Origin of the sequence: Streptomyces sp. NBC_00454, assembly GCF_041434015.1 — a bacterium.
Taxonomy (GTDB): domain Bacteria; phylum Actinomycetota; class Actinomycetes; order Streptomycetales; family Streptomycetaceae; genus Streptomyces.
The window spans coordinates 125,274-140,622 of the sequence record NZ_CP107908.1; the positions used below are offsets into that span (position 1 = coordinate 125,274).

Below are 15,349 nucleotides of genomic sequence, written 5' to 3' on the forward strand. Positions count from 1 at the left end.
GTCCTGGAGCGGTCGGGGAGGGGTTGTGTCCCGGCGCCCGCCCGACCCTGGTCAGGCGAGCGCGGGCTGCGGCGTGGGCGCGGTGAGCCGTCCGGTGCGTGCCAGTGCGAGGACTGCGCCCGCGCAGGCCCCGCCGGTCAGGGCCAGGACGGTCCAGACCAGCCACAGTGTCTGGTTGCGCGTGGCGTAGTCCCACAGCGCTCCGGTGGCCAGGTTGCCCAGTGTGATGCCCAGGCCGGAGACGGTGTTGTAGAGGCCGTAGTGGGTGGCGACGAGGCGGTCGCCGGACAGCGAGACGACGGTGTCCATCTCGAAGGGGTAGACGATCGCGCTGCCGGCCGACAGCGCGATGACCGCCGCCGTCAGTGCCGCCAGCGACACGGCGCCGGGGACGGTACTGCCGCTCGCGGCCGTCAGGGCAAGCGGCGTGAACGCCAGGCCCATCACCGCGAGGCCGCGGACGAGGGCCTGTTCGCCGCTCCAGCGTGTCCGGGCCCAGCCGGTCAGCCGCAGCTGCCCGGCGACGGCCACCGCGGCCGACAGGACGAACAGCAGGCTGGTGGCCTTCGTACCCGCCTTCCCGAACGCGTCCCCGGCCGCGAGCGGCAGGGCGAGGTAGACCTGGAAGGTCAGGACGTAGGAGCCGATCATCGCGCATGAGAACAGCAGGAACGGCCGGTTGGCAGCCACCGAGCGCCACTGCGCCAGCACCCCGCTCTCGCCCCCGCCGGGTCCAGAGGCCCGGCGGGCGGGCAGGGCCCGGCCCTGCAGCACGCTCAGCGCGGCGAAGATACCGGCGGCCACCAGGCACACCAGACGGAAGTCGGCGGCCAGCAGGGCCAGTCCCACCAGGGGCCCCAGCAGCATCCCGGCCTGGTAGTAGACGTTGAACGTCGCGAACGCCTCGACCCGGCGCGGGCCGGCCTCGGCGGCGAGGTACGCGCGCACTGCCGGGTTGAACAGTGCGCCGGCGAACCCGGTGGCCGCCGAGGCGATGATCAGGACGGGCAGGCTGTCCACGACTCCCAGCAGGGCGAACCCGCCCGTCCGCAGCAGACAGCCGGCCATGATCGGGGCCTTATAGCCGAAGCGGTCGGCGATCGTGCCGCCGATGAGGAACATGCCCTGCTGGGAGAAGTTGCGCACGCCCAGCACCAGCCCGACCGCCCACGCGGCGAGGCCGAGCTCACCGGCGAGGTGGGCGGCGAGGTAGGGCATCAGCATGTAGAAGGCGAGGTTGATGGCGAACTGGTTGGCCATCAAAAGCCGCACTGCGGGCGGGAAGCTCAACGTGCTGGTCCACAGGGTCTTCACCGGGCCGCTCCCGTCAGGCTCGCCGTGCCCGAGTAGGGTCCGGCGGCCGCCGGGGCGGGGTCGAGGACGGTTTCGCATTTCGTCCACCGGGTGACGGTCCGCTCGCCGGGGTGGCCGATCTCGTCCGGGGCGCCGGCCGGCTCGCATCCCAGCAGCCTGCGTTCCTGGCACCAGGCGTCGTCGAAGACGGTTCCGGCGTAGCGGTGGGGGCCATCGGGGAAGACGGCGGCGATCCTGGCCTCGGCGGGGAGGGTGGCGGACAGGTGGCGGGCGACCAGGGCGACCGCACCCACGCTCCACCCGCCGCTCGCGTACCGGGAGCGGGCCAGCGCCCGCGCCGCCCACACGGCCTCCCCGGCGGCGACCCAGTGGACCTCGTCGAAGAGGGTGTAGTCGACGTTGCGCGGGTAGATGCTGCTGCCCAGGCCCCGCATCAGGCGGGGGGCGGCCTCCTGGCCGAAGATCGTGGAGCCGCAGGTGTCGACACCGGCCACCTTCAGATCGGGGAAGAAGGTGCGCAGGACCGAGGCGACGCCGGCGGAATGGCCACCGGTCCCCACGCTGACGACCAGGGCGTCGATCCGCCCGAGCTGGGCGACCAGCTCGCGTGCCAGACCCGCGTACGCGGTCACGTTGTCGGGATTGTGGTACTGGTCGGGGCACCATGCGTCCGGGTGGAGGGCGAGGAGATCGGTGACGCGGTCGCGGCGGGCCTGCTGCCATCCCCCGACCGGGTGCGGCTCGGTAACCCGCTGCACGTCCGCGCCGTAGGCGGTGAGCAGGCCCGACACGAGGGGTTCCATGCCGGGGTCGGTGACCACGGTGACCGGGTGGCCGAAGACGATCCCGGCCAACGCCAGGCCCAGGCCCAGCGTGCCGGAGGTCGACTCCACGATCCGCGCCCCGGGCAGCAGGTCACCGCGCTCGCGGGCGCGTTCCACCATGAACAGGGCGGTGCGGTCCTTGATGCCACCGGGGTTGTGGCCTTCGAGTTTGGCCCAGAAGCCGCGTCCGGCAGCGGTGAAGGGCTCGCCGACCCACAGGACGGGGGTGTCACCGACCAGCGCCGCCGGGGAGTGGGCGCGCCGGGTCGCGCCGCTCAGCAGTTGGGCCGGCGGCGGGGTGCAAGAGGGCATGAGGGAGGAGTTCATCGCACGGGTCTCCTGCCGGCCGCACACGGCGCCTGGTCAGGGCGGGGCAGGCCGGGGTGTTCGAGGACGGAACCGATGGGGCGGCACCGCCTCCCGCGCTCCATATCGCGGCGGGAAGCGGTGGTCCGCTCAGGCCCGCCAGACCCCCAGCACCGCGCGCGTCCGGCTGTTCCCCGCAGGGTGTCCACCGCTGACGCAGGCGCATGGCGCCCGGCTCCGGGCGGGCTGCCTCCAGGCGTCCCCCGCAGGGAACGCGGCGTCGTCGATGGGGGCAGGTACGGGCAGGTCGGCCCGGGGCCCGGCTGTGGCAGGCTCGTCGGCCCCGGTGCACCCCATGGCGCCGTCGTGGTCACAGAGTTCCGCAGCGGCAGCCGGAACAGCGGGACGCGCATGATCCGCGGCCGCGACCGTCACGGTGGCCAGAGTGTCGATCCGTACCCCGGCGGTCTGCGGGCCGTGGGCGCAGCCGAGCACGTGCAACAGCCCGGCCACCACCGTGACCAGTACCAGCCGCCACGGCACGGCACGGGGCCCGCAAGAACCCACCTTCACCCGCACAACACGAAGAGTATTCGATCAATTACATAAAGTGCCTGTTAGGGCGGCCGGGCAGGTGGTGGCCTGCTCTCACAAATGGGGTCCAGCCAAGGTGAGCCCCAAAGGGGCAGTGAGGTGATCTTGAACGCGCGAGCCCGCGTTCCGGACCTGCCACCGAGGGTTTGGCCGTGTCCCGGGTTCCGCTGTTCCGCTCCTCCTAGCTTTAACGCCTTGCCTCGGGGTCAGGCCCGGGTTTCGTGGGCGCAGACGTGGTTCGCGTACTCGCGGCGGGCCTTGCGCGGAAGTCCCTGGCGCCCTCGCCGAGGGGCTGGCAGCGGGCGAGGAGACCGCAGGGTGACGGTGACGCGCAGGATGTCCCACCGCTCGGATCCAACGCTGGCCCTTGACCCTCACGTGGCGTCAGGCCGCATAGTCGGCGCCGTGGAGGATCACTGGACCGTGGGACGCGTGGCCGGGCTGGCCGGCGTGAGCGTCCGCACGCTGCATCACTACGACGAGATCGGCCTCGTCCGGCCCTCGGCACGGACCGCGGCCGGGTACCGGGCCTATTCGGCGGGCGACGTGGAGCGGCTGAGGGAGGTACTGGCGTATCGGCGGTTGGGCTTCGGGCTGCGGGAGGTTGCGGAACTGGTCGGCGACCCGTCCACCGACGCGGTCGCGCACCTGCACCGACTGCGCGGCCTGCTGCTGGAACAGCGTGATCGCGCTGACGCCATGATGGCGGCCATCGACAGGGAACTTGAGGCACGTGCGAAGGGACTGAAGGTGACACCGGAGGAGCAACTGGAGATGCTCGGTGCACGGCTGTACGACGCGATCGGTGGCGCCTACACCGCGACACGGCGTACTGATCCACGGATCGCCGCGCAGATCTGGGACGCGCTCGGAGATGCGCAGACGGTGCTGAACGTCGGGGCCGGCACCGGCTCCTACGAGCCTGCTGATCGTGACGTGACCGCGGTGGAGCCCTCGGCGGTCATGCGGGGGCAGCGTCCTGCCGGCTCGGCGCCGTGCGTGGCCGCCGCCGCGGAGAACCTGCCGTTCAAGGACCACTCCTTCGACGTCGCGATGGCCGTCTCCACCGTTCACCACTGGGGCGACCCGATAGCTGGGCTGCGCGAGATGCGGCGCGTGGCCCGCCGCGTGGTGGTGCTCACCTTCGACACCGACGAGCCCGGATGGCCGGACCGGTTCTGGCTCACCCGCGACTACCTGCCCGAGTTCGCCGGCGTCCTCTCGGACTTTCCGTCGCTTGCCGGGATGGCCGACGCGATCGGCGGCCGCGCCGAGCCGGTGCCCGTCCCGTGGGACTGCGCTGACGGCCTGTTCGAGGCGTACTGGCGCCGACCAGGGGAGTATCTGGAGGATCATGTGCGCCGTGCGATGTCGGTGTGGACGAGGGTCGGGCCGGAGGCCGAGCAGCGGGCGGTACGGAGCCTCGGCGACGACCTCGACTCCGGTCGGTGGGCCGAGCGCAACAGCGACCTCGCCGACCTCAGCGCGGCAGATCTCGGCCTCCGTCTGCTCATGGCTTGAACCGCGGCGCGTTTATCAGGCCGGAGGTGCCGACCCGATCAGCAAGGTTCGGGGCGCGGCGACAGACATTGCATGTCTACTCATCGGGGTGTGACCGAGACATGCGCCAAAGGGGCAACGGGATGATCTTGAAGCCCTGATGCGCTTGGACTCACCTGCGGCGGCGGGCGGCGGGGTCGCGCTCGGCGACGTGCCGGGCAACCGAGTCGACGCCGGGGCGGACGTACCGTTCCAGGGAGCGAACGGAGGCGTGACGGAGCAGGCCAGCAGCATCGGGGTGGAGGCGGAGAACTCGCGTCATATGGCAGCCCCAGCGCCCTCGGCAACCGGCACCCCCTACTTGATCCGTCCATCTGATCCTCTCAGACCGCGTGGACGACCCATCGGACAGGACCTGGTCAGCTCCTGGCGACGCCTGGTGCCCTCTGCTCCGCACCAGGCGTCGGTGACCGAGGTGAACGCCTGGTCGGCGCCGGTCCAGGAGAACACCTCCAGCAGCACCTCGGGCAGGTCCACCCCGGGTAGCATCGCTCGGCCGGTACTCCTTCCGGCTTCCGGAGCTCCCCGTAACTCCCCGGCGGCCTGTGGGGCCTGCGCCAGCCAGACGCTGATACGGGGTGAGCCAGGCGCCCTCGCCCCTCGTGGCTGGGGAGGTCCCCTCGGACCAGTGGTCGGATGCTGAGGAGGCGGGGCTGGCGCGGCCGACCCGGCGCTACGCTGCACGCGTGATCGAGCATTCGAACGTACGCCTCGCTGATCTTCTCGACCGCCGTGCGGACGGGCATGAGCCCGCGCCGGAGGCTGTGCTCGCCGCGCTGTTCGAGGGCGGGGTGTCCATTCCCGTCACCGAGACCGGATCGGTGATGTTCCTCCCCGACGACGAGCAGCCGCCCACGCTGCTCGGGTTCACCGACGCGTCGCTCGGCGCGCAACTGCTGCCGGCGGCCGCCGGGATGGTGCACTGCGATGCGGCGCGGCTGAGAGACATCTTGGAAAAGACCGGCGTCACCGTACTCGGAGTCCGCTCCGGAAACGGGCAGGCGATCTTTCCCGAGCAGGTGCTGCGTGACTGGGCGACATACGGGCCCGGGGCGGAGATGAAGCTCGAATGGTCCACCGACCCAGTGGCGGTCGCCCTGCGCGACGCACTCGTTCGGCGGGTCCGCGAGTTCCCCGCCGTCCGCTCGGTGTGGGTGGCGCAGGTTTGGTGGCGGACCAGCGGCGAGGAACACCTGATGCTGCACGTCGCAGTGGACGAGGACCTGCCCTCGGCCTCCGCCGACCGCCTGATGCAGATCCTGCTCAGCGAGGAGGTGAAGCTCGGTCGGAGTTCCCCGAAGGTCGGGATGCTCGCCCTGAACACCACCACCCACGCCGACTCCATCGCCCAACTGGACCGCCAGGGCCTGGACACGGTGCGCCACGACGCCGAGTCGGGCCAGGTCCAGGTGATCTCCCGCGAGTACGACGACCCGTCGGTGGCCCCGGCGGATGGCGCCGCGCCCCAGCCCCGGGCCAAGCGCCGCTGGTTCGGCCGCTCCTGACGAGACGCCACCGCCGCCACCCAGGCGCTCTCTCCTTCGGATCTTGCCGGGCGCGTAGGGCCCGAGCCCGTGTCCCACCTCCTCCCACCGCTCGACGGAGACCTCGGGCAGGGCCGGGATCGGCGCGGACGGCGGCGGCACGACGGTGGTGGTGTGGGTGAGTTCGTCGGTGACCATGACCTCGTCGCGGTCGCGGTCGCGGAGCCGGCCGTACGCGGCGACGGCGCAGTCCAGGCGCTCGGTGTCGGTGCGGACCTCGCCGAGCCGGATGCGGGTGACGTCGTCCTCGAGGTCGGCCAGGGACAGGGGCAGGGGCAGGCAGCTGGCTCTCCAGCCGCGCCTGGGACATCGCGGGGTAGAGGCTGTGGGAGTCGGCGTGCAGGCCGTAGGCGATCGTCACGTCGGAGGCGGGGTTGGGGTCACCGGCGCGCGGCAGCATGGGTTCATCCCAGCGTGCGCGGGGAGCAGAACAGCAGCCCCGCCGCCAACGAGGTCATGAAGGGTTCATCCCCGCGTGCGCGGGGAGCAGCCGCAGCTTGTGCCACACGATCCGCCGGCCTGGGGTTCATCCCCGCGTGCGCGGGGAGCAGCTGGCCGCGGTGACGGGGAGGGCCCATTGCCAGGGTTCATCCCCCGTGTGCGCGGGGAGCAGGTCGAGCTCTCGTTCTTCGGTGTCTCCCCCGAGGGTTCATCCCCGCGTACGCGGGGGGCAGGCTCCGCGACCTGCAACTTTAGCTCGGCCAATGCCTGGTTCTCGGCACTTTCGCCGAATCCGACAAACCGCCTGGACCGCCCAGTCATGGGGTCTGTCGGAGGTCCCCACGGCCACCGGCCTGTTCGGGAACGGCCACGGGTGGTGACGAGGTGGGTAGGAGTTCGGCCGGGAGGGCAGGGACGGGCAGCCAGCGTTTCAGTACCCGGTGGCCGGCGCCGGCCGTGAGGAGGATCAGGACCCACGGGAGCGGTTCCGGCAAGGTCAGCAGGGACAGCAGCTGCCCCGTCGCCGCCAGGCCCGCGATGAAGAGGGCGTAGCCGAGGGCCTTCGCGGCAGGCGATTCGTTTCGCAGCGGCGGGCCCTCCCAGTTCGGGTCCGCCGTCAGGACGTCGGCGCAGACGAGGCGTGAGCTGCTCTCCGGCAGGTGGGTGGGGGTCGCGGCGCGTGCCAGGAGGGATCCGACGATGGCGTACAGGGTGCCGAGCGCGGCCCGGTCGCCTTCCACGAGCCTGATCTTCGCCGCGTGGAGGTTGCGTACGACTTCCAGCGCCTCGGCGCGCAACCGGGCCCGGTGGACCGCGTCGGTCCGCCTGGGCTCCAGGGCCGCCTGCCGTCCGAGGGCCGCGCAGAGGTCGTCGATGGACGCGCAGATCGCCGAGTTGCGCGTGTGTCCACGTACCTCGTGCTGCGACGGATCCGGCGCACCGCACGCTTCGACGACACCGACGGCCATGACCGTGGTGTGCTCGATCGGGAGGGAACGGGCCAGCATGCGCCGGTCCACATCCGCGAGCACCAGCACCCCGCCGAACATGCTCCACACCACGATCCATTGGTAGCCGCTTGCAAAGCCGCCGTTCAGCAGGAGGAACAGGGCCGCGATCACGCCCAGGTACGGGATGGACCAGAGCAGCAGGATCGACATGACGGAGCAGCGGCGGTCGTCCAGCCGCTGCCGCAGGCGTTCGGTGTCGGGTACCTCCGCGCCCGCCTGGGTGTGCTCCCGTAGGGCCCGTACGGTCCTGGCTGCGCGCGCTGCGGAGGTCTTCATCAGCCCCGCCCTCTGCGCGAAGCGGAAGACGACGCCGCGCGGCCGGCGCGCCCTTCCCGTCCAGAGCGGAGGGACCAACGGCAGGGTGAGCGCGATGTAGAGAGCGGTTCCCCACACGAACTGATCGAAGAGACTCTTCATCATGCGGGAGATCATCCGCTCCCCCACTGACATTGAAACTCCTACGCGGGTTCCGGCGGTCGTGGCTCTGCTGCTGACCTGCACCTACACCGAAACCGACGCCGAGTAGCTGTCAGGCCGATCTTGAGATGAAATGGCGTGGCCCCTTGGCGGTCCGGCTGGGAGGGTGGGTTCATGAACCATCTGGACATGGCACACCTTCCGCCAGGCCGCGTGGAAGCGGCTGCTCAATGGCGTGCGCTGGCTGACGGTGAGGTGAGCCGTGAAGCGGTGCATGCGTGGGCGGTCCCATGGGTGGAGGGCGAGGGCGCGCTTGCTGACTTCCAGGACCCGTTGGTTATGACGGCCCTGCAGCACCTGCACGGATTCGACCTGTGTCAGGATCCGGGCCGTCCCGGGGTCGTCTGGCATGGGAGGTCGGGCGAGGGCGAGTGGTACCACTCGCTCGACGACATCACCGGTGGGCTCACCCGGTGGCAGAAGGCCTGCGCTCTCTACGACGCGGACCCTCAAGGCTGGACCCAATCGGTGCTGGAGCAGGCACGGGCCGCTATCCAGGCCGAGAAAGCGATGCTCAGGCCGCATTGACCGCCCGCCTACGGGGTCGGCTCCCACTCCTCGGGCCCGCCGCCCCTCCACTCCACGAACCCCGGGTCGGTCAGATCGACGCCCTCGGCGTCTTCCAGCCCGGCCCCGGCGAGGAAGACCCGGATGTCGGCCGGGCGGTGGGCGACTCCGATGGCGATGCCGTCGTACCGCACCCGGCGCCAGCCGTTCTCGTCGGGCGGGTAGACGACCAGCTTGGCGGACATGAGCCCAGCCTCGGCCCAGTCCTGTCCCGAAGCACCCCACCGCGTACGAATGGGTGACGCCGGCCAGCAACACCATCGGGCAGGACTTCGCCGCCCGCGAATCCGTCCTGCGCCCACAGCTGGATTGGCCCCGGGGACCGGACCCGGACCCGGAAGGCCCTCACCCGTTCCCAGACCCCTCAGCCGAATCCGCATCACCCTGCCACAACCTCCCGAGGCAATACGGCTAGACCATCCCCACCTTCTCGACGAAGGCGAGCGCGACACTGCCGTCGCTGATCAGCTGGAGGCCGATGACGATCGCGATCCCCCCGAACGGAGGCACCCACTGGAAGCTTCGTGGGACCCCCTCTTCCGACCAGGTGAATCCGACCAGCCATGCGAGTCCCATGCAGGGAGTGGAGAGCAGGGCGAAGACGACCGCCTTCCAGACGGCTGGGCCGGGGTCCGCAGCCATCCCTCCCGCCACCCCCAACGGGAGGACGGTAGCGAGAGCCGTGGCCAGCAGGAACATCAACCACCTGTTCCCGGCCAGCTTTTCCGCGAGTCGGCCCAGCGCCCAGTCCAGTACTCGAATGGGACCTGGGCCCCCGAGGCCGTTGTTCTCAAGGAGAAGCCCGAGCGTTTCCCGCGCGGTCTTCGAGCCGGTCACCGGGTTGTCCGGGGTTGTCCCGGAGAACACCGGACGCGAGTTGGGGTACAACTCGGGGTGCGACCGGATGACCTGACCAGGGATCGTACGGAGGTCCGGCGCCGGGTCGAGGCCGATGGCACGGCCGGCTTCCTCGACGGCTTCCCGGCCCTGTTCCAACAGGATCTCGGCCTTGTCGAGGGTGATCTCGGTCTGGGCCAGGTCCACGTCGTACAGGGCGATGTCGGTCGGGGGAAGCGGGTCAGCCTCTCCCCGCTCACGATCCGGGGTCGAGTGCGGGTCCGGGGCCATGGCCCGCAACCGGGTGACCTCTTGGCGGAGCTCGCGGACCAGGGCTCCGGCCTCCTCCGCCACCACGATCGCGGTGTCCCGGTCCCTTTCGGCCTGCTGCAGGGTCGTGCGGGCCCGGTCCTCGTTCTCCCGGACCCGGGCCAACTGCCTCTCGACGTCCTCCAGCCGAGCCCGCTCATCCGGCCGGGCTCGCTCATCCGGCCGGGCCGCCCCGACCTGGGCCAGCAACCGGTCGCGTTCACCGGTGAGGCGGCCGATCGTGGCCGCCTGGTGCGCGAGTACCAGCAGCAGCGTCGACATGATCGTCTGGGCCTGGTTCCGGGCCTCGGTGCTCTTGTGCAACGCCTGCCGCGCGTTGTCCAGGTCCTCGTGGACGGCGAGGAGCCGGTTCTTCGCCTCGACGAGGTCCCCGTACGCCGCCACCCCGGCCCGTACCGAGGTCGGTGCCGTTTCGGCCCGCTCGAAGAGGGCGTCGACCGTCCGGCGCCGTTCCTCGTCGAGGCGGGGGTCCCCGTCCAGGCCCGAGCAGATGTCGATGACCGCGTGCGCGATCGTACGGGTGAGGTCCTTACCGTCCATGAGGTCGTACATCCGGCGCCGATCGGGCACCGGAGTCCCGGCCGGGAGCATCTCGGGCGTGAGCGCCTCGTGCACCGCCTTGATCGACAGCCCCGCCGCGCCGGCGTACTCGTGGAGCAACTCGGCCACCCTGTTGACCTCCACGACCGGCCCCTTCGGACCGGTCCAGGTCCGCCCCGCCCGCCTGCCGTTCTCCACACACGCCCCCACGCCAGAATCAGTCGCTCCACTACGGGACAGGGCCCCACGGTCCCGGACAACCCCGCGGACGCAGGCCTCCAGCCCCCGCAGCGGGGATGGTCGAACCACCAGCCCGCACCGGCGAGTTGGCGGCAGGGCCCGCCTCCGGTCGCACACCTCGGCGGGCCCCTGAGACCTCTCGGAGGCCCTGATGACCCACCCTAGGCAGTCCCGGCGCTCCAGTCGCCCCAAGGTCGTAATCACCCTCATCGGCGCCGCGATCTCCGGGGCAGCCCGAGCCGTGACGGCCTGGCTCCTCGCCCGCATCGTCGACTGATCACCACCCCGTCCGGGTGTGCACCGGCACCGGTACCCCGCCGGCCCACACCCGGACGGCCCGTTGCCGGACAGCGACGGCCAACCGTCCGGCAACGGGGCCGGACTCCCGCCTCTGCGTCAGGTACCAGGCGCCATGCCCCTCGTACGGGCCGGGGACAGCCCATCCGGAACAGCCCGAAGGCTCCTCCGGCCGGACGGCAACTGGACCATCCCCGCATTCGCGGGGAGCAGCAGTGTTTGATAATCAGCCCGACCAACGTCCAGGGGTCATCCCCGCGGGCGCGGGGAACAGGAAGGACGAGCCGCCGCCGGGGCCACCGGCCGTGGGGTCATCCCCGCGGGTGCGTGGAGTGGGTCTTCCCCGACCTGACCCAGCCGTGCCAAATGGGTTCATCCCCACAGCTGCGGGGAGCAGACCTTCTGGGCCGGGACTTTATACGCCGACGCGCTGCTTTCGGGCGCTTTCATCGGATCCGGCGGTCCACCCACGTCCTCGGGGACCAGCGGCCGTGCTTCTCCCCATCTTCCTCATTGTCCGCAGTACGGCCGTGAACGACTGCGATGTCCCGGACGCGGGCGACCGCTTCGGGTGCGACCTTGGCCAGGACCGGTAGAGCATGGTGCCAGCCCGCGGTGTTCAGGCTCCGGTGGAGGAACCCGGCGGCCGCCCGCTCGTCGGCCGATGTGTGCGGGGTGACCTCCAGGGCCATGCACTCGATGGTCCGGGTGAAGGGGTCCGGCTGCGTGGCGGGGCCGACCGCGGGGAGCGGGCGGACCGGGATCCTGGCGAGGTGACCCGCCACCGCGGCGAGCGCGGACGCCCGCGCCCGCGGGTCGGTGAGCAGCTCGGCCGCGCAACGGGCCGCCTCGAGATCGCCCGCCGTCGCGTGGACCACCGCGAGGGCGGTCGTGGGGAAGTGCTCGGGCCCGCGGTTCGCCAGGTGGCGGGTCAACCAGTCCAGTTGCCTGCCGGGATCCTCACCCGCGCCGATGCGCAGGAGGGCGTGCACCAGGACCGTTTCGGGCTGCCAGGTGTTGGGATTCCTGTGCTCGTACGCGAGGCCTGCCTCCTTGACCTCGTTGAGGAGCGGGTCGTACGGGCGCTCGCCGTAAGCCTCGGCCAGAACCAGAAGGAGGGGGGCGAGACGGGCCAGCAGGGTGGACGTCCCTTGTGGCGATGCCTTGCCGGCGCGCAGATCCTCGATGAACGGGAGCAGCAGCCTGTCCGATCGCTGCGGATCGCTCTCCGCCAGCCCAGCTGCCACCGCGATGCGGGCCAGCCGGTCCGCCTGCCTCCATGCCGCCTTCATGCTGCGGTCCGTGGGCACCACGTGCTGACGGAGGAGGTCCTCCGCGGCCTCGCCCGCTCCCGCGCAGGCCAGTGCCTGCGCCACGTGCGCCCAGGCGGTGTCGGAGGCCGTGTCGGAGGCGCGCTCGGCGGTGGCCCGGGCCGCCTGGTGTGCGCATCGGCGCGCATCGGCGCCGAGGTCGAGGTCCACGTAGGCCAGGGCCATGGCGGCGTACGCTCGCGCGCGGTCGGCCGGGTCCTGCCACGGTGCGAGCAGGGGCCCGGCATCCGGTGTGGTATCGATCCGTACGAGGGCTCCGGCCAGTTCCGGGAGCCACTGGGGCGCGCGCCCCGTTCCCGGGCCTGTCGGCGGCAGGAGGGCGAGGGCCTCGTCCAAGCGGCTCTTCGCGTCACGGTCGTTGCCGAGGTCCGCCAGCCGGAAGGCTTCGTCGGCCAGCCGTTCTGCCTCGGAGTCGGCTCCGCCTTCGTCCACGTCCACGTCCAGGTCCGGTTCGTCGAGGTGTTCGGACTTGTCTCCCGGGCCCCCGGGAAGCGACTGGTCCAGCGGCTCCAGGAGTCGGCCGACCTGTTCCGCGGGCGTGCCGGTGTCGGTCAGTGCCTGGGCGAGACGGGCGAGGGTGTGGCGGAAGCCGAACTCCAGGTGGAAGGCGTCCACCGCCGAAAGCGGCGGCGTGGCATCGGGCTGGAGCACCGCCTCGACCTGCTGGCGGGCCAGGTCGGCGAGGCTCGCGGCCTCCTCCGGACGGGCCTGTGCCAACGCCGAGGCCGCGCCGGCCAGTACGGAGACGTTCTCCAGCGTCGGTGCCGCGTCCCATACCGCGCGGGCGTGCTCCAGGATGCGGTCGTGGAGCCGGGCCGCGCGATCGGAGGCCACGGCCGCGACGGTTTCCCAGATCTGGACGGCTACGGCACTCCCGTCGCCCGACGGCTCCTCGGCCAGGTCCGCGGCCTCCTCCTCCAGGTCGTCCAGCAGTCCCGCGGCGGACTCCGGGTGCTCCAGCGCCAGCATCCGGGCCGCCTCCGCGCAGGCCTCGTACCGGGCCGTGCTCGCTCCGCGGATCGCATGGAGCAGCTCAAGGCCCGCCTCCACCTGGTTCGTGGCCAATAGCGCGAGCGCGGCCTGGCCGGCAGCCGCCTCCGCTTCATCGGCGGCGTACCCGAAGGGTCCGGCCTGGTGAAGGGCCGTACGCGCCCACTCCCCCGCCTCTCGCGCGACACCGCCGGCCTCCTTGTGCCCGGTCTGCGCCAGTACGCGGGCCACGTCGGCGAAGCCCGCCGCCTTGGCCGGGGCGTACGGGGACGCACTCGCCAGGGCCCTGGCCCGCCGGACGTCACCGCCCCGGGCAACCGTCCGCGCGACGGATCGCGGCAGGGGCCGCGTGTGCGGGAGGAGCCACTCCCGGGACATCGCGGCCCCGGCCGCCGTGGCGAGGCTTGGCGGCGTGCGAGCTGCATCGGACGGAGCAACCAGGGCGAGATCGGCGAGCGCGACATCCGGTCCTGAGCGCTGGATGAGGCGGAGCTGGCGCCTCGGGTCGAGGACGAGATCCGCGAGCCGGTCGGCGTTCCCGCTGTGCTGCACGAGCCGCGTGTAGCCGGTGAGCAGGTAGTTCGGGGTGTCCTCGGGCCAGCCCTTGGCACGGTACTCGTCGGCCCAGGCGTGGAGCTTCCCTTCGTACGTGGCGAGGTCCCTCTTGCCGATGCGATCGGCGGCGGCCAGGTACAGCTCCTCGTGTGCCAGGACGAACGTCTGCCCGGCGGCTTCGGCGTCGGCGTCTTCCTGCACCTGTGCGCCCAGCACGAGGCGGTCGGTGTCAGTGGGCGCCATGTTGCGGCCGACGACGCTACGGAGCTTCTTCTGGACGTCGTGCGGCCTGACGCCGGCGAGTTCGGCCATGTCGGCGCCGGTGAGGGCGCCCTGGGCGACAACGAGCAGGCCGAGGAGTGGGGAGCCGATGTTCTCGTCGTCCAGCAGGGCGTTCAGCTCCTGCAGGGCGGTGTCCCTGATCACGTGGGCGGCGGGCGATGCGGCCAGACGGCGGACGATGCCGCGATCCCGCAACGGGTGACCGGGGGCGACGTCCTGCGGGACCTGAGGATGGGCGCGCCCGGACACGATGACCCGCATGCCGGGCGGGGGCTGCTTGGGCAGGAGCGCGGCGATGCTCAGGCCGCCCGGAGCGGCGTCCGCGTCCTCGTCGAGGCCGTCGACGATCAGCAGCAGGCGCCGGTGACGGCCCTCGCTGGCCTTCGCAGCCGCTTCGTACAGCGCGGGCAGGGCCTCCGGCCGCCCCCGTTCCGAAGCCCGAAGCTTCCGACCGGCCACCGACGCCAACTGCTCGCCGATCGCCAGGAGGAAGTCCTCCCGGCGGTTCGTGCCCAGACGCCCGGCGATGAAGTGGTGAACGGCGTCGATGCCGGCGGGGAGCCGACGCGTGGCGAACCAGGCGAGCAGGGCGGTCTTGCCTGCCCAGGCATCGGCCTGCCACCAGGCATACGCGGGGCTGCCGTCCGGGGCGGCGGCGAAGGCCGCCAATTCGTCCAGTTCCCCGTCCCGGCCCACGAACTCGTACGGGAGGACGTCCTGGAGCGCCTGGGACGGCATTCCGTACAGGCGGCCGGGCGAGGCGGCGCCGACGCGGGGTCCACGGCCTCCCTGCCCGCTCTTGCGGACGGCCTGCGCCGCCTCCAGGCTGGCGCGCCACGTCTCCATCTCCATCCGCCGGTGGTCCGCGGAGCGCCGGGCTGCCCGGCCTTCGAGGAAGGGGATGAGCACCTTCATCACGTACTGGACGTTGGTCGGTTTCCAGGGCACAGAGCCGCCGCTGAGCCATTCACCGAGGCTGGAGATGGTCACTTTGAAGCCGGCTTCCTCACCGAGGTGGACGAGGCGCTGGTATCCGAACGCAGAACCCCCGCCTGCGGCTTCGTAGAGCCTCCTCAGATCCCTCGAGAAGCCCTCACCCTGGTCACCGGCCCCGTCGTCCGCGGCGGACTGCTCCGGAATCATCGCCATCCCCTCCATAACCTGCCCCCGTACTGCTTCTTCCGTTCTCCGGGCAGGCCGCGCGTGCCCTCGGTCTGGTCGTCCCGCTCCGCTGGGCGCTAGTCTCGGCCCGGCGCATCACGCCCCCGCGTACGCGGGGATGACTCGCGTTAGGAGCAGAGCCGCTCCAG

11 protein-coding genes are annotated in these 15,349 nt (G+C 71.7%); 4 read left to right on the forward strand and 7 right to left on the reverse strand.

The annotated features are described in order from the left end of the window. Positions 1-51: 51 nt before the first annotated feature. Both OHU74_RS36980 and OHU74_RS36985 read right to left on the reverse strand, forming a co-directional pair. Positions 52-1,314, reverse strand: coding sequence for an MFS transporter (locus OHU74_RS36980; RefSeq protein ID WP_331721071.1), 1,263 nt, complete (start codon positions 1,312-1,314; stop codon positions 52-54). Beyond that, positions 1,311-2,465 carry a PLP-dependent cysteine synthase family protein gene (locus OHU74_RS36985; RefSeq protein ID WP_331721072.1) on the reverse strand — a complete coding sequence of 385 codons (1,155 nt, stop codon included), beginning with the start codon at positions 2,463-2,465 and terminating at the stop codon, positions 1,311-1,313. Before OHU74_RS36985 ends, OHU74_RS36980 begins: the two co-directional genes overlap by 4 nt. A gap of 996 nt (positions 2,466-3,461) precedes the next feature. Between OHU74_RS36985 and OHU74_RS36990 the strand changes: the two genes are divergently transcribed. Beyond that, entirely contained in the window at positions 3,462-4,559 is a 1,098-nt protein-coding gene (locus tag OHU74_RS36990) for a MerR family transcriptional regulator (RefSeq protein WP_331721197.1), read from the forward strand. Positions 4,560-4,895: 336 nt separating this feature from the next. Here the strand turns inward: OHU74_RS36990 and OHU74_RS36995 are convergent, their stop codons facing one another. Then, positions 4,896-5,075 carry a hypothetical protein gene (locus OHU74_RS36995; RefSeq protein WP_371619929.1) on the reverse strand — a complete coding sequence of 60 codons (180 nt, stop codon included), beginning with the start codon at positions 5,073-5,075 and terminating at the stop codon, positions 4,896-4,898. Between the two features lie 209 nt (positions 5,076-5,284). On the opposite strand from OHU74_RS36995, the gene OHU74_RS37000 reads away from it, so the two are divergent. Beyond that, positions 5,285-6,103 carry a hypothetical protein gene (locus OHU74_RS37000; RefSeq protein ID WP_331721074.1) on the forward strand — a complete coding sequence of 273 codons (819 nt, stop codon included), beginning with the start codon at positions 5,285-5,287 and terminating at the stop codon, positions 6,101-6,103. A gap of 797 nt (positions 6,104-6,900) precedes the next feature. Here OHU74_RS37000 and OHU74_RS37005 read toward each other — a convergent pair. After that, on the reverse strand, positions 6,901-8,013 hold the full coding sequence (locus tag OHU74_RS37005) for a hypothetical protein (protein WP_371619905.1): 1,113 nt from the start codon (positions 8,011-8,013) through the stop codon (positions 6,901-6,903). Between the two features lie 171 nt (positions 8,014-8,184). On the opposite strand from OHU74_RS37005, the gene OHU74_RS37010 reads away from it, so the two are divergent. Continuing rightward, positions 8,185-8,598 (forward strand): hypothetical protein, encoded by a 414-nt coding sequence (locus OHU74_RS37010; protein ID WP_331721076.1) that lies wholly within the window; start codon positions 8,185-8,187, stop codon positions 8,596-8,598. Positions 8,599-8,606: 8 nt separating this feature from the next. Here OHU74_RS37010 and OHU74_RS37015 read toward each other — a convergent pair whose 3' ends face one another. Next, the gene (locus tag OHU74_RS37015) at positions 8,607-8,822 is read right to left on the reverse strand and encodes a hypothetical protein (protein ID WP_331721077.1); all 216 of its coding nucleotides are present in this window, start codon (positions 8,820-8,822) and stop codon (positions 8,607-8,609) included. Between the two features lie 226 nt (positions 8,823-9,048). Continuing rightward, positions 9,049-10,488, reverse strand: coding sequence for a hypothetical protein (locus OHU74_RS37020; protein WP_371619906.1), 1,440 nt, complete (start codon positions 10,486-10,488; stop codon positions 9,049-9,051). A 247-nt stretch (positions 10,489-10,735) separates the two neighbouring features. Here OHU74_RS37020 and OHU74_RS37025 point away from each other — a divergent pair, with 247 nt between their 5' ends. Next, positions 10,736-10,861, forward strand: a complete 126-nt coding sequence (locus tag OHU74_RS37025) for a hypothetical protein (protein WP_331721079.1) — start codon at positions 10,736-10,738, stop codon at positions 10,859-10,861. Between the two features lie 466 nt (positions 10,862-11,327). Here the strand turns inward: OHU74_RS37025 and OHU74_RS37030 are convergent, their stop codons facing one another. Further along, positions 11,328-15,188, reverse strand: a complete 3,861-nt coding sequence (locus OHU74_RS37030) for a hypothetical protein (RefSeq protein ID WP_371619907.1) — start codon at positions 15,186-15,188, stop codon at positions 11,328-11,330. Between the last annotated feature and the right edge of the window lie 161 nt (positions 15,189-15,349).

Excerpts from the sequence above, each read along its gene's own strand:
- OHU74_RS36985 (WP_331721072.1), bottom strand. The coding sequence starts at position 2,465 with ATGAACTCCTCCCTCATGCCCTCTTGCACCCCGCCGCCGGCCCAACTG.
- OHU74_RS37005 (WP_371619905.1), bottom strand. The coding sequence starts at position 8,013 with ATGATGAAGAGTCTCTTCGATCAGTTCGTGTGGGGAACCGCTCTCTAC.
- OHU74_RS37010 (WP_331721076.1), top strand. The coding sequence starts at position 8,185 with ATGAACCATCTGGACATGGCACACCTTCCGCCAGGCCGCGTGGAAGCG.
- OHU74_RS37015 (WP_331721077.1), bottom strand. The coding sequence starts at position 8,822 with ATGTCCGCCAAGCTGGTCGTCTACCCGCCCGACGAGAACGGCTGGCGC.
- OHU74_RS37025 (WP_331721079.1), top strand. The coding sequence starts at position 10,736 with ATGACCCACCCTAGGCAGTCCCGGCGCTCCAGTCGCCCCAAGGTCGTA.
- OHU74_RS37030 (WP_371619907.1), bottom strand. The coding sequence starts at position 15,188 with ATGGCGATGATTCCGGAGCAGTCCGCCGCGGACGACGGGGCCGGTGAC.